Origin of the sequence: Enterococcus sp., from assembly GCF_032555305.1 — a bacterium.
Taxonomy (GTDB): domain Bacteria; phylum Bacillota; class Bacilli; order Lactobacillales; family Enterococcaceae; genus Enterococcus_A.
In genome coordinates this window covers 83,097-108,145 of sequence record NZ_JAWGOQ010000014.1, presented here as the reverse complement: position 1 = coordinate 108,145, position 25,049 = coordinate 83,097, and the positions used below count along the sequence as shown (strand labels likewise).

24 protein-coding genes are annotated in these 25,049 nt (G+C 39.8%); 3 read left to right on the top strand and 21 right to left on the bottom strand.

All coding sequences use genetic code 11. The features are described 5' to 3' along the window. Positions 1–233: 233 nt before the first annotated feature. Positions 234–1,388, bottom strand: coding sequence for a PLP-dependent aspartate aminotransferase family protein (locus E6139_RS12015; RefSeq protein WP_316403312.1), 1,155 nt, complete (start codon positions 1,386–1,388; stop codon positions 234–236). A 120-nt stretch (positions 1,389–1,508) separates the two neighbouring features. Continuing rightward, positions 1,509–2,609: an SLC13 family permease gene (locus E6139_RS12010; protein WP_316403311.1), complete on the bottom strand. Its 1,101-nt coding sequence runs from the start codon at positions 2,607–2,609 to the stop codon at positions 1,509–1,511. Positions 2,610–2,803: 194 nt separating this feature from the next. On the opposite strand from E6139_RS12010, the gene E6139_RS12005 reads away from it, so the two are divergent. Next, entirely contained in the window at positions 2,804–3,151 is a 348-nt protein-coding gene (locus E6139_RS12005) for a hypothetical protein (protein WP_316403310.1), read from the top strand. Positions 3,152–3,277: 126 nt separating this feature from the next. Here the strand turns inward: E6139_RS12005 and E6139_RS12000 are convergent, their stop codons facing one another. The 7 genes from E6139_RS12000 to E6139_RS11970 all read right to left on the bottom strand — a co-directional run bounded on the left by E6139_RS12000 (position 3,278) and on the right by E6139_RS11970 (position 10,712). Continuing rightward, positions 3,278–4,321, bottom strand: coding sequence for an HAAS signaling domain-containing protein (locus tag E6139_RS12000; RefSeq protein ID WP_316403309.1), 1,044 nt, complete (start codon positions 4,319–4,321; stop codon positions 3,278–3,280). A 3-nt stretch (positions 4,322–4,324) separates the two neighbouring features. Then, entirely contained in the window at positions 4,325–4,660 is a 336-nt protein-coding gene (locus E6139_RS11995; RefSeq protein WP_316403308.1) for a PadR family transcriptional regulator, read from the bottom strand. A gap of 106 nt (positions 4,661–4,766) precedes the next feature. Next, positions 4,767–5,993, bottom strand: a complete 1,227-nt coding sequence (locus E6139_RS11990; RefSeq protein ID WP_316403307.1) for a DUF1015 domain-containing protein — start codon at positions 5,991–5,993, stop codon at positions 4,767–4,769. After that, positions 5,993–7,180, bottom strand: coding sequence for a 3-phosphoglycerate dehydrogenase family protein (locus E6139_RS11985; protein WP_316403306.1), 1,188 nt, complete (start codon positions 7,178–7,180; stop codon positions 5,993–5,995). Before E6139_RS11985 ends, E6139_RS11990 begins: the two co-directional genes overlap by 1 nt. Beyond that, positions 7,181–8,263: a 3-phosphoserine/phosphohydroxythreonine transaminase gene (gene serC / locus E6139_RS11980; protein WP_316403305.1), complete on the bottom strand. Its 1,083-nt coding sequence runs from the start codon at positions 8,261–8,263 to the stop codon at positions 7,181–7,183. 370 nt (positions 8,264–8,633) lie between these two features. Continuing rightward, complete coding sequence (locus E6139_RS11975) at positions 8,634–10,064, bottom strand: aldehyde dehydrogenase family protein (RefSeq protein WP_316403304.1); 1,431 nt, start codon at positions 10,062–10,064, stop codon at positions 8,634–8,636. A 63-nt stretch (positions 10,065–10,127) separates the two neighbouring features. Then, positions 10,128–10,712 carry a TetR/AcrR family transcriptional regulator gene (locus tag E6139_RS11970; RefSeq protein ID WP_316403303.1) on the bottom strand — a complete coding sequence of 195 codons (585 nt, stop codon included), beginning with the start codon at positions 10,710–10,712 and terminating at the stop codon, positions 10,128–10,130. A gap of 371 nt (positions 10,713–11,083) precedes the next feature. Between E6139_RS11970 and E6139_RS11965 the strand changes: the two genes are divergently transcribed. Together E6139_RS11965 and E6139_RS11960 are read left to right on the top strand one after the other, a co-directional pair. Then, positions 11,084–11,860, top strand: a complete 777-nt coding sequence (locus tag E6139_RS11965) for a helix-turn-helix transcriptional regulator (RefSeq protein ID WP_316403302.1) — start codon at positions 11,084–11,086, stop codon at positions 11,858–11,860. 138 nt (positions 11,861–11,998) lie between these two features. After that, complete coding sequence (locus E6139_RS11960; protein WP_316403301.1) at positions 11,999–12,607, top strand: TMEM175 family protein; 609 nt, start codon at positions 11,999–12,001, stop codon at positions 12,605–12,607. Between the two features lie 77 nt (positions 12,608–12,684). Here E6139_RS11960 and E6139_RS11955 read toward each other — a convergent pair whose 3' ends face one another. From E6139_RS11955 to E6139_RS11900, 12 genes are all read right to left on the bottom strand, one after another. Beyond that, positions 12,685–13,809, bottom strand: coding sequence for a hypothetical protein (locus E6139_RS11955; protein ID WP_316403300.1), 1,125 nt, complete (start codon positions 13,807–13,809; stop codon positions 12,685–12,687). 251 nt (positions 13,810–14,060) lie between these two features. After that, the gene (locus E6139_RS11950) at positions 14,061–14,633 is read right to left on the bottom strand and encodes a helix-turn-helix transcriptional regulator (RefSeq protein WP_316403299.1); all 573 of its coding nucleotides are present in this window, start codon (positions 14,631–14,633) and stop codon (positions 14,061–14,063) included. Positions 14,634–15,236: 603 nt separating this feature from the next. After that, entirely contained in the window at positions 15,237–16,724 is a 1,488-nt protein-coding gene (gene yjeM, locus E6139_RS11945; RefSeq protein ID WP_316403298.1) for a glutamate/gamma-aminobutyrate family transporter YjeM, read from the bottom strand. A 645-nt stretch (positions 16,725–17,369) separates the two neighbouring features. Further along, positions 17,370–18,965, bottom strand: a complete 1,596-nt coding sequence (locus E6139_RS11940; RefSeq protein ID WP_316403297.1) for an ABC transporter — start codon at positions 18,963–18,965, stop codon at positions 17,370–17,372. After that, entirely contained in the window at positions 18,958–19,716 is a 759-nt protein-coding gene (locus tag E6139_RS11935) for an ABC transporter ATP-binding protein (protein ID WP_316403296.1), read from the bottom strand. Before E6139_RS11935 ends, E6139_RS11940 begins: the two co-directional genes overlap by 8 nt. A 185-nt stretch (positions 19,717–19,901) precedes the next feature. Further along, positions 19,902–20,375 (bottom strand): GyrI-like domain-containing protein, encoded by a 474-nt coding sequence (locus E6139_RS11930; RefSeq protein WP_316403295.1) that lies wholly within the window; start codon positions 20,373–20,375, stop codon positions 19,902–19,904. A 247-nt stretch (positions 20,376–20,622) separates the two neighbouring features. Next, positions 20,623–20,832 carry a hypothetical protein gene (locus E6139_RS11925; protein ID WP_316403294.1) on the bottom strand — a complete coding sequence of 70 codons (210 nt, stop codon included), beginning with the start codon at positions 20,830–20,832 and terminating at the stop codon, positions 20,623–20,625. Between the two features lie 136 nt (positions 20,833–20,968). Beyond that, positions 20,969–21,382 (bottom strand): amino acid decarboxylase, encoded by a 414-nt coding sequence (locus tag E6139_RS11920; protein ID WP_410470527.1) that lies wholly within the window; start codon positions 21,380–21,382, stop codon positions 20,969–20,971. Continuing rightward, entirely contained in the window at positions 21,351–21,920 is a 570-nt protein-coding gene (locus tag E6139_RS11915; protein ID WP_316403292.1) for a UbiX family flavin prenyltransferase, read from the bottom strand. The genes E6139_RS11920 and E6139_RS11915 overlap by 32 nt, the downstream gene beginning before the upstream one ends. 9 nt (positions 21,921–21,929) lie before the next feature. Continuing rightward, positions 21,930–23,402, bottom strand: coding sequence for a UbiD family decarboxylase (locus E6139_RS11910; protein WP_316403291.1), 1,473 nt, complete (start codon positions 23,400–23,402; stop codon positions 21,930–21,932). Between the two features lie 84 nt (positions 23,403–23,486). Next, positions 23,487–24,368: a LysR family transcriptional regulator gene (locus E6139_RS11905; RefSeq protein WP_316403290.1), complete on the bottom strand. Its 882-nt coding sequence runs from the start codon at positions 24,366–24,368 to the stop codon at positions 23,487–23,489. A gap of 63 nt (positions 24,369–24,431) precedes the next feature. Next, the gene (locus tag E6139_RS11900) at positions 24,432–24,998 is read right to left on the bottom strand and encodes an NUDIX hydrolase (protein ID WP_316403289.1); all 567 of its coding nucleotides are present in this window, start codon (positions 24,996–24,998) and stop codon (positions 24,432–24,434) included. Between the last annotated feature and the right edge of the window lie 51 nt (positions 24,999–25,049).

The following is a 25,049-nucleotide window of genomic DNA, read 5'->3' as shown; positions in this document are numbered from 1 at the left end:
AGTTCATATTAAGGGAATCATTTTTCTAAAAACACAAAAAAATGAGTTTTATTTTCACTGCGTATACGATCCTACTAAACTTCACATCAATTGTTCTGTCTTTGAATACTAAAACAGCTTGAAATTTCTTTTTACTGCGAAAAGTTGGACTCGCAACTACTTCATATTAAGAAAATCATTTTTAGTCATTCAAAAAAGCACGTTTGGGTTGTATTCCAACGTGCTTATTGCCCTTATTTAACTGCTACACGAACTTTAGCTAATGCTTGCTCTAAATCCTCTAGCAGGTCTTCTGTGTCCTCTATTCCGACTGACAGACGCAGCAGTCCTTCTGTCACTCCCTGCTTCTCTCGTTCTTCCTTCGGTACGCAAGCATGGCTCATTGTCACAGGATAAGACAAGATCGATTCCACACCACCTAGACTGACAGCGGCTATTGGTAGCTGCAATGCATCCGCAAAAGTATAAACCGCTTTTTTATTGGCTAGTTCGAACGACAGCACCGCTCCGCCAGATGATGCCTGACGTTTGTGGACTTTGTAACCAGGATGACTCGGCAAGCCAGGATAATGAACTTTTTTAACGATTGGATGATTCTCCAGCATCTGACTAATTTTCTCAGCGCTGCGGGCACTTTGCTCCATCCGTAAACCCATCGTCTTCAATCCTCGCATTGTCAACCAGCAGTCCTCCACGCCTAAAATTCCGCCAAGAACCTTTTGCTGCAGCTTGATTTGATTATGCCATTCTTCATCATTGGTTACGACTAACCCCGCCACAACATCGCTATGACCATTGATAAACTTAGTCGCACTATGGATTACCACATCGACACCTAATTTCAGCGGTTTCTGAAATTGTGGCGTCATGAAGGTATTATCGATCATCGTCACTAAATGATGCGTTTTAGCAATCGCCACCACTCCTGCAATGTCCGTCACCGATAGCAATGGATTCGACGGTGTTTCTAAATAAAGCCCACGAGTATTTGGTCGAATCGCATGCTCCCATTCCTTCAGATTCGTCTCGTCCACAAATGTCACTTCTATTCCGAATCGGTTCATGACTTCATTTACTAATTGGAACGTCCCACCATAAATGCTTTTACACATCACTAAATGGTCGCCCTGATTAAAACTTAACAAAACCGCTGAGATCGCGCTCATCCCAGATGCAAAGGCAGTCGCGTATTTTCCACTCTCCATTGCAGCGACCGCTTCTTCTAGCGCTGTACGTGTCGGATTTCCGAAACGTGAATAGGTATAAGGCTGTTTATCCTTGATAGATGCTTGTTTAAAAGTTGAACATTGATAAATTGGAATTGATGAAGCACCGGTTTCTTCATCAAACGCCCCATAACCATGAATGAATTTTGTATTATCTTTCATCGCAAATCCCCCTCAGTCATTTCTCACAAGGTTAGCTTAACACTATTTAAAGCGTTTTCATGGTTTTTGGATGAATTCCCATAAGAAACTTAGCTGATTATTAGGAATTCTCTGAGCTTTTTAATGGATGAAGAAGTAAAAGATACCTCCCAGCAAAAACAGCAAGCTAAAATTAACAATACTGAATAAGCCTAAGAATTTTTTGGTGTCATTTGGAAAATAAATACGGAATAGGTTATAGCCGATCAGATTGGCTAAAGAAGCCAGTAGTGTTCCTAATCCACCGATATTCACACCTAAAATGACCGCCTGTTGATTGGTGGTAAAAGGAGCAATCAGAAAGGCCGCTGGAACATTGGAAATGACTTGGCTCAGACCCAGACCAGCTAAATAGATTTGTTTTCCACTCAAAGACTTCAAAAACTCCTTGATGAAGTTCGCTTCACCAACATTCCCGACGATGATAAAAAAGCAGACAAAGGTCAACAATAAGCCGTAATCCACCTCTTTAAACAGTTCACGCCGATAAAATAGAACAACTAGTGCAACCAATGGAATCATCCATTCATAAGGTAGAACATCCAGCACAACTAAAATCATCACCAGCATCAATGCAGTTAGTAAGAATGTCTCTTTGCGATCAACTTGATTCTCTTTCAAATCAATCTCTTTCAGAGAATCCTTCGCTACCAACATAGTCAAAAATACCAGCGAAATCAGACTAACCAAAAGAACCAGTGACATCCAACTCAAAAACTGACCAAGTGGTACGTGATAATAATCGTACAAGTATAAATTTTGCGGATTCCCAAATGGGAAAAAACTGCTGCCTAAATTCGCGGCTACGATGATCAACACACTGCCTAGAAAACGCCCTTTAAATTTCGGCAGCATTGACAAAAGCTTCAAATAGATCGGCAGCAAAGTCAAAATCGCGACATCATTTGTTAAAAACATCGAACCTACCAAGGACAAAACAATCATTAACTGAACAAGCTGACGGCTATTCTTTGAAAAATGCAGCAATTTCTGCGCGACGAATCGCAAAAGACCGACCTGTTCAAAGCCTTGGATCAACAACATTAAACCAAATAAGCTAAAGATCACTTTATAATCAATAAAATCAGTCGAAAAACGACCAATCAAACAGCTGAAGAGTGCTAAAACCAATGAAATACTCATTAGTCGATTATTTCTAAAAAATTTATTTACTCGATCCATTTTCTGCCACCTTCTTCCTAATGAAAAATCTTCTTTTTAAGAATACTCCTCCAACTAAAATTTCGGCAAAAAATTGACTCAAACCTCACATTATTGGAATATAGTATAAAATCTGAAAACGTATAATTATACAGCGCTCTTTCTAATCGTTAATTTGATATACTTAGATAAACGGATCTTTTAGGAGGTGCTATATGTTTAATGAAATCTGTATCTATGAAGCAAAGCTGAATAAGCTAGAAGAAATTGAGGCGTTGATGAAGGAAGTCGCGGCATTTTATTTAGAACAAGACGGGGTTATTGATGTCCACTACATTAAACGCACTCATCGACAAAAGGATTTTAATGCAGTTAGGGATGGAGAACTACCTATCCGACTTACAAGGAATGTTGGCAAAGTAACCTATGTCTTCCATTGGGTGTTGGAGGATGAGGCAGCCCATGCCAGAATATCTAAATTGGGCCTAGAAAAATTCTACAAACGCTGGAACCGCTGTTTGACTACGATGCCGAAAATTATATTAGGTGAAAGCATAGTTTAACGAATAATTTCCAATTATCTCATTCATTTCTTCATATAAAAAAAGCTGCGACGCTCAGTCTTCACAGCTTTTTTGTATATCTATTCATAAACTTAAATAATTATTCTTTTTCTATTCCCTTTTCAATTAAGCCTGTTCCCGGTTAATATAGCTGTTAGGCAAATCACGTTTACTGCGATTATAAAGCACAGAAATAATTTGGATTGTCGAAATCACCACAATCACAAGGCTGATGATCAAGCGGATTGATGCGGTGTTGCCAGTTGAGATATAGTGCAGCACATCACCGCTGGACCAGGTTTGCTCCTGCAATAGTTCGACTAACTCGGAACTGAAAATATTTTCTCGCATCAGTAAAAAGACCCACATCATTGCTGAAACTGCATTATCAATAATCGACCATAAACACACGCGATTGGTCCAGCAGCGATCGAATACTTTCATTGCATTTGCTATTACTGTCAAAACCACTCCGATGATCAATGCTGGAATTAGGTACCTTACAAACTCATCGCTGAATATTGGAACAGCAATGTTCACAGGTCCTGTTTTCGTAAAAACAGCGGCGAATTGATTCGTAGATCCCAAAATTAGAAAAGCACTGAAAACCATTGTCCCTATGATCTCTGCTACTGGATCAGAAATCGGAATCAGTTTTTCCGTAGTCAGCGGCGGCAAATCCTCTACTTTCCAATCCTCTTTTTTCTTACGATTAAAAGCACCTGTCCGTTCTGCTATGACAAACCCGATCGTCGTCCAAACCAGCGTCTGCATGACCCCAGACACACCACTTTGTATCCCAGATTGGAACATTACTTGCAGCACTCGACCAACTTGTGGTCCACTCTGTTGCAGAGTCTCAAAAACACCAGAAACAGCCCCCACTATTACTGTAATAATCCCAACTATCGGTACTAATAATTTCAACAAGCGTATATATTCATCATAAACCTGCGGAGAAATAAGATAGCGCGGATTCTGCCGATATTGTTCAGCCAGTTTCGTTGGTGAACCCATTGATCGCAAGACTTTTTCAATTTCAGCATCATTCGGTCGATCTGATAACATATCATAAATATTGCTGCGTAATTCTTTCGCGACTTCCGCTCTTTCATTTTCTGGCAGTTGCAGGACAACTGCTGCTATATAACGTTCGATTGTATTTTCCATTTTTCACCCCTCCGAATAGATGCCAATCAGGCTTTTCTGCATATCCTTCCACTCTTCAAACAACTTTTCCCTAACCTTTGTTCCTGTTTTACTGATTGTATAGTATTTTCGCGGCCTGCTTTCTGTTGTGTCCCAGTCACTTTCCAACAGCTCCTGCTTCTCTAAGCGTCGGAGCAAAGGATACAGCGTGTTAGCCTCAATCTCCATCCCTTTATCCTGCAATGTTTGCAGCAGCGCATAACCATAATGAGGCGTACTCAAGCTGCCTAATACAGCCAAAACTAAATTCCCTCTTTTTAATTCCGTCACATAGTTCTGAACGATATCCTTATCCGGCATATGATCACCTCTTCACATTTATTATACTGTGTGTCACACATTATAGTCAATAGAATAATATTATAAAACTAAAAAACTCTCGAAATAGTTTTCGAGAGTTTGATGGTTATTTCGTTTCTAAATCATGTAGGAACAATCCGCTCAACAGCTTCGGTTCAAACCACGTCGATTTCGGCGGCATAATCTTCTTGGCATCTGCCACATCCAGTAAATCAGTCATTTGCGTTGGATACATCGAAAACGCCAATTTCCACTCACCAGAATCGACAAGTTTTTCCAACTCTTCCGTTCCGCGAATCCCGCCGACAAAGTCGATGCGTTTGTCTGTCCGAATATCGTTGATTCCGAAAATGTCTTCCAAGACATATTTTTGCAACAGAGCAACATCCAATTTTTCTACAGGATCATTCGGTACCTTCTCAGGCTTGATGCTTAATGTATGCCACGCTACACCGTCGTAAAGTTGACAGTCACCGGCTTTTTCAGGTTTCTTAACGCCTGTTTTAGTCACTTGGTAGTTCTCTGCCAAACGTTCCATAAAGTCGGCTGGCGGTTCTTCCTTCAACACACGATTATATTCCCAGATTGCTAATTCGTCTTCAGGGAAGATGATTGACAAGAATTGTTCCGTTTCAGGATTTTGTTCGCCCGATTGTCGCTTTTCCAAACCGATTTTTACTGCTGATTCTGTCCGATGATGACCATCAGCAATATATAGCGCATCTACCTCAGTAAATAATTCAGCTAATTTATTGATTGTGTCCGCTTGATCAATCACCCAAACACGATGCGTCACATCGTGGTAGCTGTCGAAATCATAAACCGGTTTATTTTCTTTCTGCCATTTTTTGATGATCGTTTGGATCTCAGTCTGAGGACGATAGCTCAAGAAAATCGGGCTAGTATTCGCGTCACAAGTACGGATATGGTTCATCCGATCGATCTCTTTTTCATGGCGAGTAAATTCATGCTTCTTGATTTTTTCATCGATGTAATCTTGAATCGAAGTACAAGCCACGATACCAGTCTGACTGCGGCCATCCATCACCAATTCATAGAGGTAGAAATAGGCATCAGATTCTTTGAACAACCAGCCTTTCTCTAGAAACGTTGCTAGATTATCGGCAGCTTTTTGATAGACCTTCTCATCATAAGGTGAAAGATCAGCAGGTAAATCAATTTCGGCTTTATCAATATGGAAATAGCTGTATCGGTTATCACCAGCCATCTCTTTTGCTTCTTGTGAATTCACAACATCGTAAGGCAGGGCTGCAACCTTATCCGCCAATTTTTCCGCTGGACGAATCCCTTTAAATGGATGAACTTGAACCATTAAAATTCACTCTCCTCATCCCGCTTGATCGCACGTACACGGATGATACCTTCGTTTTGTTCCAATTTTTCAACGATTGCCGCGATTTTTTCAGGGTCCGTCTCAGAAACATCTACTAAATTGTAAGCATGATCATCTTTCCCGCGATTCACCATATTGTCGATATTGACGTCTAATGATGCGATTTCAGACGCGATCAATCCCAGCATGTTCGGTACATTACGGTTGATGATCGTAATACGATACGGAGAGTCAAAAGCCATCTCCACATTAGGGAAATTAACCGAACGTTTGATAACGCCTGTTTCCAAGAAGCGCTTCAAGCCGCGAGCCGCCATCTTGGCACAATTTACTTCGGCCTCTTCCGTTGATGCGCCTAAATGCGGCAATACGGTGATTTTATCATTGTGGAGCAGTTTTTCTTCCGCAAAATCCGTTGTAAAACCAGCGATGCGTTCTTCGTTGACTGCTTTCACCACTGCGTCAGTATCGACAATCTCGCCACGAGCGAAGTTCAGCAGGTGAGCAGTATTCTTCATGTAAATCAATTCTTCATCACCGATCAAGTGACGTGTATTGTCTGTCAACGGTACATGGATCGTTACGAAATCACAATTTGTCAAGACTTCCTTCAAATCCTTCGCACGTTTTACCCGACGAGAGATACTCCAAGCTGTATCAACTGAAACATACGGATCATAGCCGGTAACTTCCATGCCTAAACGGTAGGCGTCATTCGCCACCATCGCGCCGATTGATCCCAAACCAATGACTCCAAGCTTCTTGCCTTCTAACTCTGTTCCGGCAAATTGCGCTTTTTGGGCTTCAGCTTGTTCATCAACATTGTCACCTTTTAATGTTTGAACCCAGCTGATCCCTTGAACCATTGGGCGAACTGCTAATAACAGACTCGCGATGACTAATTCCTTGACGGCATTTGCATTGGCACCGGGAGTATTGAAAACAACGATTCCTTTTTCCGTGCACTCTTTAACTGGAATATTATTTGTTCCTGCACCTGCGCGAGCAACCCCTAAAACTGACTCGGGGAAGTCATAGTCATGTAACTTTTGGCTGCGCAAAATAATGCCATCTGGCTCTTCGCTTTCATTGATGCGGTAGTTCTTTTTATCAAAACGCGCCATTCCCTCAGGAGCAATCGCGTTGAATGTTTTAATCTGAAACATCTACTTCCCTCCATTTTCCTTTTCAAACTGCGCCATAAATGCGACTAAAGCTTCGACTCCTTCGACTGGGAAGGCATTGTAGATACTCGCCCGCATCCCGCCAACAGAACGATGACCTTTTAAGTTTTCAAACCCTTGAGCTAAAGCGGCTTTATTGAAGGCTTTGTCCAAATCCTCATCCCCTGTAACAAACGGAACATTGGTAATAGAACGGCTATCTTTCTCCACTGGGCTTGTAAATAGATCCGATTTTTCGATTGCGTCATATAATAGTTGCGCTTTTTGCTGATCCTTTTCAGTAATTCCAGCAACGCCCCCTTGTTCCTTCACCCATTCAAAAACAAGCTTCGCAATATATATAGCATAAGTCGGAGGAGTATTATAAAGAGAGCTGTTTTTCGCCTGTAATGCGTAATCCAACATTGGTGAAAAGATCGCTTCTTGATTGAGCAAGTCTTCACGAATGATCACAACCGTAAGTCCAGCCGGACCAATATTTTTCTGTGCTCCAGCATAAATCACACCAAAGTCTTCTACTTTACAATCGTTCGCTAAAATATTCGATGACATGTCCGCAACTACTGGGACTTTGCCAAAGGTCGGAATCTTTGCAAAAGCTGTTCCTTCTATCGTATTGTTCGTTGTAATATGCACGTAAGCGGCATCTTGATCAACAGTTTCTGGCAATTCTGGAATGTAGGTAAAGTTCTTATCTTCACTTGAAGCGATCACTTCCACTTCGACATTATCGAGTGCTTTCGCTGCACCGATGGCTTTTTTCGACCACGAACCCGTATTCACATACAACGCTTTTTTCCCTTGTGCCAAATTCAACGGCAGCATGGTAAATTGCAAGCTTGCACCACCTTGTAAGAACAAGACTTTGTAGTTGTCTGGAATCGCCATTAGGTCTCTTAATAAGCTTTCGGCATCTTGAATGATCTCTTCAAATAAGGAGGAACGATGACTCAGCTCCATCACCGACATGCCGCTGTTTTTGTAATCAAGCATTTCGGACTGTGCGATCTCCAACACAGCTTTTGGTAGTACCGCGGGACCTGCAGAAAAATTGTAAATCGTCATACTTATTCTCTCCTTTTTCCTTTTATGAAAATTAGTTTTCACACCTTCAAGACTTTTACCATTACCTACAATTAGTAGAAAGGAAATGTTGCAATATGCTTTAAGATGTGATGACAATTATAACAGATGTCACTAAATGATAAAAGCCTAATTTTAAATTAATTACACTGTAATTTGGATTTGTATCAGAAAATTTCAAACTTATTTTCAAGACTAGAAAACTAAAGAATCATCTCTAAACCATTCAACCTTCATCGCCTTTTTTTCTAATCTCTCACGCTAACCAATTCGGATGGCAGAACAAAAAGAGGAAAATTCATGGTAGAAATCACGAATTTTCCTTACATCTAGTTATAAAAATCATTGTTCATCATTTTATTCCCATTAAACGATTGTACAGTTTTTTGTCTTTTGGATTATGAATTGGTGTCATGAAACGACTCGTGTATTTCGCTAAGGTTCCTTGCTGATAGACTGCTTTTGCATTGCTGAAGGCTTCGAATCCAATTTTCCCACCTTTATATCGTCCCATACCAGAGTATCCGACTCCGCCAAAACCCATTTCATGTGACCCAGCATGTAAAGATAACTCATTGATATCCACACCGCCAGAGGATGTTTGATTCAGAATTTGATCAATTTGTTTTGTATTGTGACCAAAAATGTACAAAGCCAATGACTTTTCATGCCGATTGATAAAAGTAATTGCTTCCTCCAGTTTATTATAGGTAAAAATTGAAAGAATTGGTCCAAAGATTTCCTCATGTGAAACTCTTAAATCACGATCTGGATTAATTACCAAGGTAAATGGGAATAGTCTATTGTCTTTATCCGGCATCTTCTCATGATTCGGATTTAGTTCAATGATTTGTGCCCCACGTTCTTTTGCTTCAGTTAAAATACTATCTACTCGTTCATAAGCCGCTGGATTAATCAAGGCGGAAAATTCAGGATTTTCGTGATACGTTGGATAAGCAGTGGTAAGTTCAGCGGAAATCATTTCAACATATTGTTCTAATTTATCCTCGGGTACCAGAGCGTAGTTGACGGATAAACAAATTTGACCAGAATTCCCGCCGCGTCCACGAGCAATCTTCTTCGCAGTAAGAGCCATATCGGCATCCGACAATACAATGGCTGGATTTTTCCCTCCTAACTCCAAGAGTACTGGTGTCAAATTTTTAGCTGCTGAGGCCATGACTTTTTTCCCAGTTGCTGAACTGCCGGTAAAGACCAGTTTGTCCCACGGAAGCGCTGAGAAAGCCGTTGAGATTTCTTGTTCCCCGGTAATCACAGTTAAAATTTCCGGCTCAAAGTATTGAGCGACTAAATGTTGAAGTAATTCTGTTGTTTGCGGTGTATATTCCGAGATTTTAAGCATGACTCTGTTCCCTGCTGCAAGGGCCTCGATAGCTGGATCAAAGGCTAAATCAATCGGTGCATTGAAAGGCGAAATAATTCCCACTACTCCCAATGGTTCGTTCATGATAAATTGTTTTGTTCCAAGCAAGCCCAAGATTCCTGATTTTTTTCGATCTGGCTTCATCCATTTTCTTAACCTTTTTTTGATATAGGGTACTGCTGACAACGGACTGCTTAAATCAGCCCCGACTATTTGTAGCGGATCGCGCTGGCCGAAGTCCTTTTGCAATGCCTGAATCAGCTGATCCATATTTTCTCTCAATAATTTATCAACTCTTTCCAGTGAATCAATTCTTTCCTCATACGTACGAGGTTTTGATCGGGAATACGCGCTTCGCTGTAAGCTAAATAATTCATTTAATTCTTTTTTAGTAGTCATAATATTTCCTCCTATTTAATCGAACGATCGTTTATTTTAAAATTAAAAGAAAAGACTTTCCCTTTAGGTAATCGCCTTTATACTCATATCGATAATCTGATTGATCGTAGTGCTTTTAGGATCAATTTGTTCCAGCTTGATTGCCTGCAAATACATTACTATTGGTGTATAACCAAATGTCAACAAGATAATTGGTTCTACCGCCTTAAAAATTCCAGCGGGTGCCCGATCAACCCTTTCAAAGAGCATTTCAAATCCCGCATATGACTCAACTACACTAATATTCAGCTGCATCAAGATCGGTGAATGATTAAATTGATCAATAATCATTAAAGCCTCAAAATTTTCTTGCCCAAATGCATAAACAGCTTCCATGTATGAGCGAATATACTGTAGGTCATCCGTGATTGTCGAATCAATCTGTTTTGCTAAGTAATCAGCCAAGTTTTTTTTATTTTCAAGATAGACCTTTTTTAAAACATCATCCTTGTCCGTAAAATAAACATAAATCGTTGAGGAAGAAATACCTGTCGCCTTGGCTATTTTTGACATAGAGACACTAGAAATACCTTCCGTTAAAATAATTTTTCCCACTTCATCAATTATCTTATTGTACTTACTCGTATCCTTTTCTCTCAACTGCCTCACTTCCTTTTTCTTAGTTAATTATAAAAGATCGAACGTTCGATTATAAGATACTCTCAATTATTCTCTTTGTCAACAACTTTATATTTTTAGAATACAAACTTAATGAGTAACGAAATCATCCTTTCCTTTTGTACCATTCGCTGGTGTATTATGTAGTAGTGTTAACATAAATAAAAACTGGATAAGCAAATAAGACCTCTGATCTCTTGAACAAAAGGATCGAAAGTCTTCTTATTAGCTATTGTTTCTGCTACATATTGTAACAAACCGCTAAATGACAGCTGCTACAAAAAGTATCTTTATACCAGATCAGAAATCAGATAGACTGATAATATATTCAAGGAATTTTGATTTGAAAGGTGGAGGTTTCTGTGAAAATCGGACATAAATTGAAGGATCTGCGGACTGCCCATGGCTATACGCAGGAGGAATTAGCGGCTATTCTAAATGTCTCCCGTTCCACGATCTCCAGCTGGGAAATCAACCGAACTTATCCAGATCTCAGTATGTTGGTCTCATTAAGTGAGCTATATGAAATTACACTCGATCAATTGATTAATGAAGATGATAAATTGGTGGATACGATGACGAACGAGACAAAAAAGAATAGTGCCTTTAAGAAAATTATTCTTGCACTATTCGTCTTGATTATTTCATTCACAGTTGTCGTCATTTTTCTAATAACGAATAACAACAAGCTCGAGGAACCTAAAGTCTTACTTTATGAATTTTCAGATTATGCAAAATACTTAAAAAAAGATGACGATGGTGACAACACCATTTATTATTATAAGGATAGTTTTGTTGAAGAAATTAGTGATACTTTACCAGATGGAAATAAAACGTCACTGTCACAACCTACAGTAATAAACAGTATGTACACTAAACAAGTCATTCTAAAAGTTAAAAGAGATAAAAACCATGAAATTGAAAAAGTTTCTGTTGTTGACTCAAAGGACACAATCGAACTATTGGAAGATCAGTATGGCGGCAATATCCAGATGGTAGAGTACGATTCCTGGGATGCAGCTCAAGTAGCGATACAAGAAATAGAAGATTCTCAAGTAAAAGAAAATCCAAAGGACGGACCAGTATTTTTAAAAAGCGATGACGGCACAAAGGTTTCCGCTTTTTTCAAAACTGAATAGGTTGATACTACATTTCCCTTTTACATCTGCATTTTGACTAATACCCTCATCTCAAGCATCTTTCTTTGATTCTCTTTTAATATCATGCTACAACTAGAATAAATCATTTTTTATCGAGTTTGAGAGGATGTATTATAAATGAATAAAGGTCGTGTTGAAGCCTTCTCTGATGCGATCGTGGCGATTATTATGACAATCATGATTTTAGAATTCAAAACACCCCGCGATTTCCATTGGACCGCGATCTTAGGAGAGCTTCCCTATCTATTCGCCTATGCCATCAGCTTTTTCTTTATCGCTGTTGCTTGGTACAATCATCATTACATGTTCAACATTACGAAATATGTGACGAAAAAAATATATTGGATCAATAATGTTTGGCTTTTTACCATGGCATTGATTCCGGTCGCTACTGCTTGGGCTGGTGAATTCATGATTTATCATGCGCCAGAATACTTTTATCTACTGATTTTTACGATATGGAGTTTTTCCTACTTGTGGTTAAGCAAAGCTTTTGAACGTTTACATCAGAAAAACGACCCCGAAATCAGTCGAAAAATTCGAAAGATGGGACCTTATCGCTATATGGGAAGTTTTTATTTTCCGTTGGTCGTATTTGCTACGGCAGTCGGCATTTATTTCTATCCGCCAATTGGACTGTTTGTCTCATTGGTTGAATTAGTCTTAATGGCATTTTGGACCAACGAAGACAGTGATAAGATTTTTAATGAAACAATCGAGAAATAGGTCAACTCTTTGTTGATCTATTTTAATTTAGCGTTAAGATGCACGACAAATAAACCTTTCCATGCTAAACAAATAGACTATTTCTTATTATTCCCCTTTTTCTTTCTTCGCCGGCCTCCCCCGGTTCCTTTTTTCTTCTTTTTCGTGGTGTCCGTTGCGGAACCTGTAGTTTGTGCCATTTTTTCCTTCCGCTGATTAATCAAGTCCATCGCCAATAATTGGCTTCCGCTGAAATGACCAATATTCTTCGTGCTTTTTTTTACTGATTCGTTTTTTGGCGGGTCGGCAATAGCGGTTTGTGCATTGGCTATTGGAGCCTCTTTTAGAATCGGTTCCGAAGCTGCTAACAAAGATTCTGATTGCTCTTTTTTATCCTCCGCCGGATCAGCGGGAAGCTCAGTAAACAACACATGAATATCGTTAAATGTTTTTCCTTCAGGTAAATAGGCCTTAACTAAAACGACTATCTCATTTTCACTCAGATTTCTAGGATCAACCCCATGCGGCAGCATGATCTCCACTATTTCTTTGCCCGCCTCATCAAATTTTTTATTAGAAATTTCCTGCTTTTCTTCTTGAGGCTCTTCAAAATGACGAACATTTTCAAAATAATCGAAGGTCATAAATTCCGCAAATTTCCGTGCTTTTTTTCCTGTGAAGATCGTCAAGGTCGTTAACAGTTTTAGTAACCCTTGTACTTCTTCATCCGTCCTGTCAGGATTGGCGTCCTTCAAGATCCATGTATGTTTCCTTCCACTGCTATCTTTAAAAATAGACACAAGATTGAAGCTAGGCGCTGTGCTGTCTGCTTGAGGTTTTGATTCGGCATATAGATATTTCGCATTGACACGCATTTTTTCTGTCAAACGATAGTACTCTTTTGTATTTGCAAATAGCCTATTTATGACCCTATCCCAATCACCACTTTTTTTGAAATATGGTTTAAATAGTGAACTGTAACGGCGCAATGTCTCAGTTGGCTCAGCTGTTAAAAATATTTCCTCCACCAATGATTGACAAATTCCCACAAAATCCTCGTAAATCAGCGCATTGCGAACTAGAATAGCCACTAAGTATTCTATGACATTCGAAGCATCATGGGTATTCTGATAATAATCGTTGACCTTGCCTTCTAAACTAGTTTTCTTCATATGAAATAGCTGTCTGGATCCTAACGGCTTATTTTCTTCACTTTTCTTCATTCTGATGCGCTCCTTTTACGTTTTGCGAATACGATTACATTAAAAATTTTATCGCTCCACCATGTATTTCTCCAATTCTTTCTTTTTAATAATTATTAAAAAATAAAAGCGGGACAATTTATTGAATGATTTGACGGTCAAAAATACTTACTCTGATTAAGAATGGCAAATACTAATACATAAAAAGTCCGTCAAAAAAAAACGCCTGAAAACTGATCAATACAGTTTCAGACGTTACCTGTTTACAAATTCTAAAAAACTCCGCTTCCCCATAAACCAAGCAAGGCTATCACTAAAAAAACAAAAGCGAAAGCAATGACAATCACAATTTTCGAAAGCAGATCTTTGCCAAAGCTACGCTCCCTCCGTACTTTTTCAACATCCCCGCCTTCCATATACGTTACGATCTCTTTGTAGGTCTTAATATTTTTTTCTTTCTTATACTTTTCAAGTTTCCAAGCAGCCCAGAACCCAGGTAAAAACAAAATGAGAGACAGCCACATGCCTTTGTCACCAAAAAATTTAATAGCTGGCCCAAGGGATATTGCTGCAGCTAGCGAGCTGATAAGCATAATCATAGTATGCTTATCTGATTCATCTTTTCTAATCACATTTTTCATCGTTTCCACGTCTCCTTTGACAAGTTCATCTAAAGTCACGTCAAAAAGAACACTCAGCAATAACAGATTATGAATATCAGGATAGCTCCGTTCATTCTCCCAATTAGAGATTGTCTGCCGAGAAACGTAAATTTTCTCTGATAATTCCTCTTGAGAAAAACCTGCTTCTTCTCTTAATCGTTTGATCTGTTTGCTTAAATTCATTTCATCCGCTCCTTCATCCTCACCATAAGACTTCTTACTGATTCTCACCAGCAAAACTCTTTATCATGGACCATTTTGTCCTTGTCAAAAGTCTTTATCATACACATAAACGTTGATTTATCAACACTTTTCATAATTTTGATTAACGACCAAATATTTTTATCGCTCCATGCAAAAGCACCGTAGAATAGCAAATTTTCGTTTTCCAGCGTAGTAATCCCAAGACTAGATTTGTTTCCACTCGAAAAACGAGTGAAATCAAATAGAAAGACGACAACACCTAGACACTGGATTCGCGTTTAAAAATAACAGATATGACCAGAATGACCATCAGACTACTCGCAGCCATTGAAGCTAGATGTTTTAAACATTCATCTGATCAAAAAATAGAAATTATTTGATCCCTAACCTCAATATGTAAAGAACATCAAACAGCCCTGCCATCTTCAAAATTCCTCTCATGTTCATTCAGTCACCAATAAGTTTATCAGAAAAGAAAGTCAGATCGAAAAGAAATTTTGATAGCTCATGCAACACATAGTTAATTAAACTCAAGGCAGAAAAAAAGCCCCGACGAAAGATCGTCGAGACTCATCATTATGACTATTCGGCTTTTGAACGACGTACATAGTTTTGGTAAAGAATAATACCAACTACGGTAAATCCAACTGGACCGGCGATCATCCATAATGTATCACGCGCGCCAGCACCTTCGATGATTGGTTGGAAAATCGTGAAGATATTCGCACCCAATACTAACAAGAAGACGACAACACTGATGATCATAGTCATACTTTTAGATTTGTATACTTCAAATGGACGTTCTAACCCTTGTTTATTCTTGAATTTAGGGAATGCGTAAATCAAGAACAAGTAAGGCAATGTCATTGAAACGTTCGCCATCAAAGTCAAAATGTTATAAAACGCTGATGGATCTGGTGTAGCGAATGAAGCGATCAAGATAATCGCAACGACTAAACCACATTGAACCCACATAGCGAAACTTGGCATGCCGTTTTCGTTCAATTCAGTAAATTTCTTAGGCCATAATTTCTTCGGTGTTCCCATAATCAACGTCTTCAATGGAGAATACGTCAATGTGAAAAACGCACCACTATAAGCCAAGAACATACCTAAACCAGTATAACGAGCAAACCAGTTACCCATACTGATGGCAGCGCCATGACCAAGACCCATAGTGTCACCTAGAACATAACCTAAGTTGTTCATCATAACGTAAGAAATATTTCCTAAGTTAGTAGAATCGCCAGAAAGAACATCTTGCCAGTTCGTGCTTACACCCCATAAGAAGATTCCTAATGCATAACCAACTGAAATGATCAATGCAGAAAGAACAACACCTTTAGGGAATGTTTTTTCAGGGTTCTTCGTTTTATCAACCATACCCCCAACAGCTTCCAGACCGCCATATGCGAAGATCGCGAATACCGCGAAGCCTAATAAACCGATTGGGCTTTGATAACTAGGATTTGGAGAATGTAAAATATGGTTGAACGGTTGCGCTAAATGTCCACCATTTAATACTAAAATAATTCCAGAAATCACAATCAATACAACATTTAAACTAGTTACCGCAATACCACCTAAGCTAGTGATTTTTACGATTCCTTTGACCCCTTTGATTGAGACCAAAGTGACGATGATCATCCATACACATGCTAGTAAACCAACTACTTGAGTAGAGTTCATACCCAACATATGTAATTTTTGCGTTTGGTCGCTACCAGCAAATGCTGTTGTGAAAGGAATCCAAACTTTAGATGAGGTAGAAACCATCCAGACAACGTAAGAAGCAAACCACATGAATGTTCCGATAAATGCGAAACGTGGTCCTACGCTGACCTCCAGCCACTTGTACATCCCGCTATTTTCGCCTTTAATTGTTGAACCGAACTCCGCCATCATCAATGCAAATGGAATAAAAAATAGAATTGCTGCGACAACGTAAAAGACGATTGAACCATACCCCATTAAGTAAAAGGCTACTGGTCCGTTAGCAAACCCAAATACTGAGGTAAAGATCATCATGACTAATGCTACTAGCGTCATGCCTTTCTCTGATTTGGCCAATGAAACCACTCCTATTCAATTTTTCTAGGGTCTTTATTACACTTGTATTTTGATCTTATAATTAGTTATTAATTGAACAAGAACACGTTAAAGGTAAGAAATCCCTAAATGTAACTTTACAATGAAAAAACACAGAGTGCAAGAATCGTGTAAAGGTGTGAATATTCTGAAAAATCGTATAAAAGCAATTGCGAAAGAAAGAAAATCAGACATTCTTTTAAATGATAAAATAACAAAAATAAAAGATTTTCAAAACAATTGTTTTAATCTGTTTTTTTATTATTTTTCATTGCGTCGAGAAAATATCGTTATATCAAACTAAAAACGTTTAGTAAAAAATTAGAAAGCGCTACCTGTTTTCCCCGAAAATTTTATTTAAAATTAAAAAAATACAGGATTTCTTTTGCTTCAAATTGAAAAACTCCCATCCTAAATGAGCGTTAATTTTGAGTTGAGGTCGTTTAAAGCATTTTTATGATAATACGGTTTGATTTATTTTAGGAATAAGCCATTTTTTACACACCGAAAACCAACCAAAAAGCCGGAAAATTCTAATTTTAACAGCTGCTACATATCCATAAATTAATTATGTAAACTTCATAAAAAAAGAACCTCGCTTCGAGATTCTTTTCTGTCACTATTAACTTAATCACCTAATTTTTTCCAGAAATTATTTCGATTGATTAGTAACCATGCAATGGATAGTATTGCCAGCCAGATCATTACCCCGCCATTTAGCAGTACCGGATTGATATTCATCAACACTGCCACAACATAAAGCACGATCAAGACTGCCCCAATAAATAGTGTTCCAAACATCCAGATCATCAAACCGAAATTCCCTACTCCCCGCGTAAAGAGCTGGCTAACGTTCGTCCAGGTCACATTTAGCAGACGATAATCACGACTAAAAAAGTAAAGTGACATCAGATAGGTACCCCACAAGATTCCAATGTTTAAGGGTGCCATTAAAAATAGCGGTAATTGCAGGACAATCGAGATAACTAACCCTACTCCGCCAGCGATCAACATTTGAATCTTACAGCCTACCCAAAATTTTTGCCGCAAATATTTTTCCAGCGACAAAGGAAGTGACTGGATAAACGAAAAATTCTCACGATCTAATGAGATCAAGTTGCTAACAAAGGAGGTCTGATTCAACATGATGCAAGCAAAAACAATGCCAGCGACAAAAAATACTCCCATAAACTTTGGAGTCAAGGTTTGCAGACTGACAGGGTTGGTCGTAACCATTGTTCCTACCATAACGATCGGCATGATAAGTGAGGACGTCAAGACCTGCATGATCAAATTAGGATTCTTCAGCAGTTGACGGTTATAACCCGCCAGCAGCTTTTTCAATGACTGATTGGTTTTTCGTTTACGTTTTGTCGCGACAGTATGGGAACCTTCATCGCTGAACTGCTCATATAAACTAGGAATCACGAAGAATCTTAATGCCAGCAGCAGTAAACCAGTCAAAACCAATAAACCAGCTAAGGTTATCAAGCCTTTTTGTGTAGTGAGCCCATGCATCACGTGATAGAAAGGCATAAACACAGTAAAAGCATGTCGATCAACCACTCCAGCAGTATGCTCCATCGAACTCTGGGTAAAATTAATCGCCAAAATCCCGCCGACAGAAACAATCATTGAAAAGCCCAGCATCAAACTAGTGAATAGTTTTTTATGTTGACGAAACAGCTTTGTTTTCGTCATGCCGAACACAATCAAGCTGCAGAGACTGAATAGTAGAAAGAAGAAGATCAAAAACAATAGAATCGCGCCCACTACCGAAAGTACCACTGAATAGCCGCTCTTAAAGGCGGTTAGAAAAAAGAGGATCAATAGCGGCAGCAGAAACGGTACAATCGTCATTCCCACAGCTAAAAACTTCGAGATAAAGACTTCCCCCTGTTTGATCGGCAATGGCAAGTAGTCTTGCAGATCCTTACTCTCGAAAAAGACATTGAAAATCGCGGATAGCGACTGAGAAAAGCCGATTAAAGCGAACAATACCATATAATAGGTGAAAAAACCGGGCAATTTCGCGAAGTCGATCATGATCATAGTCGCCCCGTAAATCAATAGGAAAATGACACCCGACATGACGTATTGCTGAATAATGCTGCGGATCACTTGTTTGCCGATCCGACCTTTTTTTCGAATTTGATTTGTATAAGAAGGATTGATGTAGAGCATGTTCACTGCGATTAATCGTTTGAGAATCCCGCTATTCATGGGCACCCTCCTCAAGTTCTGCAACCAGATCACCATCCGCTTGGCGCCCCGCCATCTTAAGATAGACACTTTCTAAGGATTCATTCGGATAATTTTCAAGTAAACTGTCAACAGAACCATTATAGATCAGCTCACCTTTTTTCAAGATTGCCAACTCATCGCATAGTTGCTGCGCCGTGTCCAGAACGTGAGTCGAGAAAATCACCGTATTGCCCTTTTCCGCATGACGCTTGATCATTTCCTTTAAATCAAAGGCAGCCTGAGGATCTAATCCCTGCAGCGGTTCGTCTAAAATCCAAATATCCGGATCAGGCAGCAACGCGCCGATAATAATCGTTTTTTGCCGCATCCCATGTGAGAAGCTTTCCAAAGTCTCATCTTCATGACCGCCTAAATCAAACAGTTCGATCAGTTCCTGACGGCGATGTTCCTGCCCTTTTAGATCATAGGCAGCTGAGATCAGATCCCAATACTCATTGGCGGTCAATTGCAAAAACATATCTGGTGAATCAGGTACATAGGCGATTTTTTTCTTGATCCCCAATCGATCTGCCTTTATATTAACGCCATCAAAGAGGATTTCCCCGCTCGTTGGTTCGATGATACTTACTAAACTTTTGATCGTCGTTGATTTTCCGGCGCCATTGTGGCCTAAAAAGCCGAAAATTTCGCCCTCTTTAATCGTCAGGCTTAAATTATTCAATGCCTTTTTCTCTCCATAAACTTTCGTAACCCCTGTTAACTCAATCATCGCTTCATCTCCTACTATTTAAGTAATCATTTTTCAAGCTAGAAAAATGTGTGTGTTCATCGTTCAATGGGCACTCTCGTATTACTAAATCCTGCCAGCAACATGACGATACCCTTTTAATCACTATACGAGAAAAGGTCTCTTAAGACAACAAACGAAAAGAAAAAACACTCATTTTGAGTGCTTTAGACTATTATTGGTACCCATATTTCGATGACAGAGTTTTCTCTATTCCAATGAAATTTCTTTCCATATTTTTCAAAGTGTAAAAAACTCGTTTGCTTTAACGACAGACCAAGCTTAGGCACCAGCTCCTGATAAACCTCTTCATAGGTAGCGTAGATCCGATCCATACTACCTCGGTGCTCAACCACCAAATAACTGCCAGCAGGAATTTCTTTCACCAAAAAATTCGCTGGTACAGAAGCAGGACGTGGAATCCCACAATAATAATAAAGCTGACCAGCTCGGCGCTCCATAAAGGCAAACTTGGTCCAATTTCCTTTTTGCTGAGTCAGTCGATTCATTTTAAGCTGACGATTAAAAGCTGGCCAAAATGACAGACAACGTTTGAGATTCTGGCTTTTTTGATTCGTTAATATCTGTTCTAATCCGATGACGGAAAAAGCAGGCAGCTCCTTCAACTCATACTTCATCATATTCTTCTATTCATCCTTTGTTCCTATTTTAGAATATTGTACCTGAACCACCCACTAAATGAAATCTGATAAAAGAGAATAAGACCAACATCGCTTTTCAGGAAGAAACAGCACTTTGACATTATGAATTATCATTGAAAAAATTGACTGAAGATAAAATTCTAATAAAAGAAAAAAGCGGCTTTCGAATCCTTGATATGCAGCGATTAAATGCACGCTCAGCCCAAGGAGCACAGACTAGTTAGCATTAACTAGCCTGCTTCCAATCGTCATTCGTGTTCGAATTACAGTTACTTCGCTGTTGGATTTTAATAGCTGTCGCTAAAATTTGTTTTTTTCGTTGTGCTTCGAGTTCAGTGATTCGTTCCCAATAGCGAGCCTCTGCTCGGACGTTTCGCTGTTTTCTAACCACCATAAATACGGCGATCATTAGGATCAATAGAATTAGGATCATCATTTTCAACACCTCCTATATCCTTATCCTATTCCTTTTACTTAAAACCAATTAGGACATATGTCACATTTGCTCGAATATTTTTCTTTAAATATTCAAACATTAAAAAACTGCCCAGCAAAAGCTAGGCAGCTTCAAATTAATTGTATAATGGTTCTTTGGCTAATGGATGTTCCTTGATCCAATGAGCCAGCTCGTCCGCAAGTTCTTTCGTCATCGGAAAGGATGCCTCGATTTGTTCTTTTGATATATGATCCACATGCACACCCGCTGTGATGACACAATTTCCCGGGATTATTGATTGAATCTTTTCTAATAATATCTTTGCTAGAACATCATCCTTGTGAAAACGACCATGGTGACTGGGAAAGCGTTGGACTTGAGTATCAGTGTCACTTGAATATGTAGTGACTGTTCCGATATGCGGGGTATCGCCGCCGTATAGACTCAGCAACAGATCATTTCCAATCCATCCCGCACTCAAAGTGATTTTATAGCCGGCTTTCTCCTTCGTAAAAAGTTTACTCACTGTCTTTCCACCGCCTAGAGACATTGTTTTCAATCCCTAGAGCATCCATCAACTTCATGGATTGATGAGCGATAATATCGTCAATCGTTTTCGGTTGGCTGTAAAAGGCCGGAATTGGCGGGATGATCTGCACGCCAAGTCGTGCCAATTTCGTTAGATTTTCTAAATGGATCGCATTCAATGGGGTTTCCCGCGGCACTAAAATCAATTTCCTTTGTTCCTTTAGCGTTACATCTGCAGCTCGCGAGATTAAATTATCGCCGAAGCCCATCGAAATCCCTGCAACAGTTTTCATACTTGCAGGCACGATCACCATCCCATCAGTCAGAAATGAACCACTGGCGACCGCCGCACCTAGATCACGATTGCTATAATGATAATCCAACATGTCTTCCAACTCTTTCAAGCTCACATCTGACTCCAGCTTCAAATTCTGTTTCGCCCAATCACTGATGATCCCATGTGTCTCGATCGTCGGATCATCCTTCAAGCGTTTGATCAAATCAATGGCATAGATAATGCCTGATGCGCCGGTAACACCGATAACAATTCTTTTTTTCATCACTCTCACCTACTCTAAGTATTTTTCCCAATCAGGTACTTCCTTGAAGTCTGCTCGAATAAAATCATCCTTCAAATCAAATGGCACAGTGCCGTCCAAAATTGTTTTACTGCTCATACCGCGGAACCGAATCGAAGATGGATCGTACTCTGGTCGTTCGGACGGATCCAATGGATGATTGCGCATTCCCGGCAGCACGATAATGTCCTTATTCCCTTGGAAACGAGTATTCAAGGTCCACATCACATCATTCATATCAAAAATGTCGACATCGTCATCAACTAAGATGACGGTTTTTAATTCTTTAAAAGCGGATAACGCTAAAATCGCTGCTTGGCGTTGAATTCCTTCATCCGCTTCCGTTTCTTTGTGAATTTGCAGAATCGACATCAGCTTACCGCCGCCAGCAGGTGGATTGTAGACATTCGTCACTTTTCCGGGAATCGCTTTGTCCACCAAATCCAAAATGCTGGCTTCAGTTGGAATCCCGGCCATTGAGACATGTTCTTCTGAGGGGCCAATCGTCGTTTGCATGATCGGACGATCTTTCCGATGCGTAATTGCTTTGACCTTTACCACATTCACTGCTGGGTTGGCATCGCCATTATAGCCAGGAAATTCCGGCATTGCTTTACCTGTATTGGTATTGATATCTTCTTGCATCGTTTTATGAGGCAAAATTTCTGCTTCGATAATAAACTCAGAACGAGCGATCCCAACTTCGTCCACTGCAACACCGTCAACTAGTTGAACTGGTTCCTGCCGTAACGCACCGGCGATCCACAACTCGTTATAACCAAGCGGTGTGGTTGGCGGCTCAAAGGTTGTGCCAATGGAAATTGCTGGGTCCAAACCAATGTTGATCGTGATCGGCATTGGTTTATTCAGCGCTTCATATTGCTTCTGGAAGTGTCCGATGTGACGCCCTCCTGGCATAATATACATCCCAATCGTATCCTCATCCTCTAAAACCATCCGGTGAATCGTCACGTCACTCATGGTTTTTTCTGGATCAGAACCAAAGACCATGCCCATCGTGATGTAAGGGCCGGCATCGTATTCCGTATTGGTTGGCGCAGCCAAGATTTTGCGAATATCAAAGCCTTCATCCGTTGCTAAATGGATCACTTCTTGAGCGGGTGCTTCTGCCTTTGAAACTTTGACCGGCTTCACTGGATTTTGAACCGAATCCTTCAACAAACGACCTAAATGCTTTGGATCATGATGCAAAATCTTCCCTACCCGATTGCGGCTGGCAATGATCCCAGTTAACACACGTGTATCAGGAAAGCCCTTGACATTATTGAACATCATTGCAGGACCTTCCTGCGTTGGTCGTTTAACCGTACCTCCCGCTCCGATGTAACGATAAACACCGGAAAGCTCCGCATGCGGATCAATCTCAACATTGGTTTCATGATATTCTCCCGGCATTTCTTTCAACTCAGCTAAAACTTTTCGTAAATCATAAGGTGTAGACATAAAAAAAGCCTCCTTGTATTGTTCTTTCGATAAGCTAAGTTTAGGCTCATCAACAACTCAATACAATTCAGCTTCCACGCTTTTCTATTCCACATTGGAATGATTCGATTTTAGAAACTCAAAGAACTCTTTTGGCGCTGGCGCATCGGCTCTTTCAGATAAATAAAAATTCAAAAAACTTTCCTTCGTTGGCTCGATTTCACAGGTAATCAGCTGCTCCGATAACGAATTTCCCAATGATTTTTCCATGATTAATGAGATACCCAAGCCTTCTTCGATCATCCGCAAAATCAGATCAATTCGCGTTCCCTGATAGGTAATCTTCGGTTCAAACCCAGCTTCACGACAAAGCTCTTCTACTGCATAATATGGATTTTCTCTATGACCTAAGATCAAAAAATTCTCCGCCGCTAAGTCATTCAGCAAGATTGATTTATTCTGGGCTAACGGATGACTCTTGGGCACGACCGCGACAAAACGATCCGTTTCAGTCATGACACTATTTTTTCCCTGTTGCTCACTAAGAGAACGTGAAAAATAAATACTGTTTTTCTCAATCGCAAAATCACCTAACGCCATCGCCTCCGATTCCTTCAAATTCAAGTGGATCTCCGGGTGCTGTTTCAAAAAGGCGGTTAAGAGATCAAAACCCCGATAATTCGGCATCGTCGGAATCGTATGAACCGTTAAAACCCGTTCCTTTTTCTCTTGATACTCCTTCAACGTATCCGCTAAAGCCTGATAATCGCTAACAATTCTTCGTATATCCGGTAGCAGCAGCTTTCCCTCTTCCGTCAATTGAATCCGACGATTGCTGCGGTCAAACAATTGAACATTCAGTTCTCTTTCCAAGGCATTGATTTTTTTCGAGACATTTCCTTGGGTCATAAAGTTAAGGTCTGCCGTTTCGGTATAATTCAAGGTCTCGGTCAAATCTAAAAAAAGCTGCAATTTCTGCTGATCCATCTGCTCACCTCTATTCCATTTAGGAATATTATAATGCAAACTACTGTGAGAAACTAATCCTATTTACTTTTTAAGCAATAATGCCTTTTCGATCATCTTGTGATAGTAGACCTTCATCTCTTCTTCAGTGACCGCCTTATCGATTTCCGCAACATCAATCCACTTCACATCGCTGTTTTCTTCTTCATTAATCTCTAACGACTGATCCTCTGTTGCCATAAATAAATAGGTCGTATTAATATGGTAATGATCTTTGATGAATTTTTCTTTTTTATAATGAGCGTAAACCGGTAAAATATCAAAGGCAAACAAGCCTTCGTGAATCAGCCGATAATCTTTGATCCCGGTTTCTTCTTCCAGCTCCTTTTGGGCGACCTGTAAAAGATCGGCACAGCCATCCGCATGTCCGCCGGTCCATGAATAGGACTGATAAATATTATGATAGACCATCAGCACCTTGTCATAGGTCGGATTGACCACCCAGGCTGATGACGAAAAATGATACTCCGGATTTTTACGTGTCAGCAAGTTTTCTTGAAACTGCAATGTTTCCAAGAACAGCTTTTTATCTGCTGCTTCTTGATCGGTAAACGGCTCATATGCCTCAATTTCTGCAATAATTTTATCCATGTCGTACCTCCTCGGCCTGATTATAACAAGTAAGAGGCTGCGACTCCAATC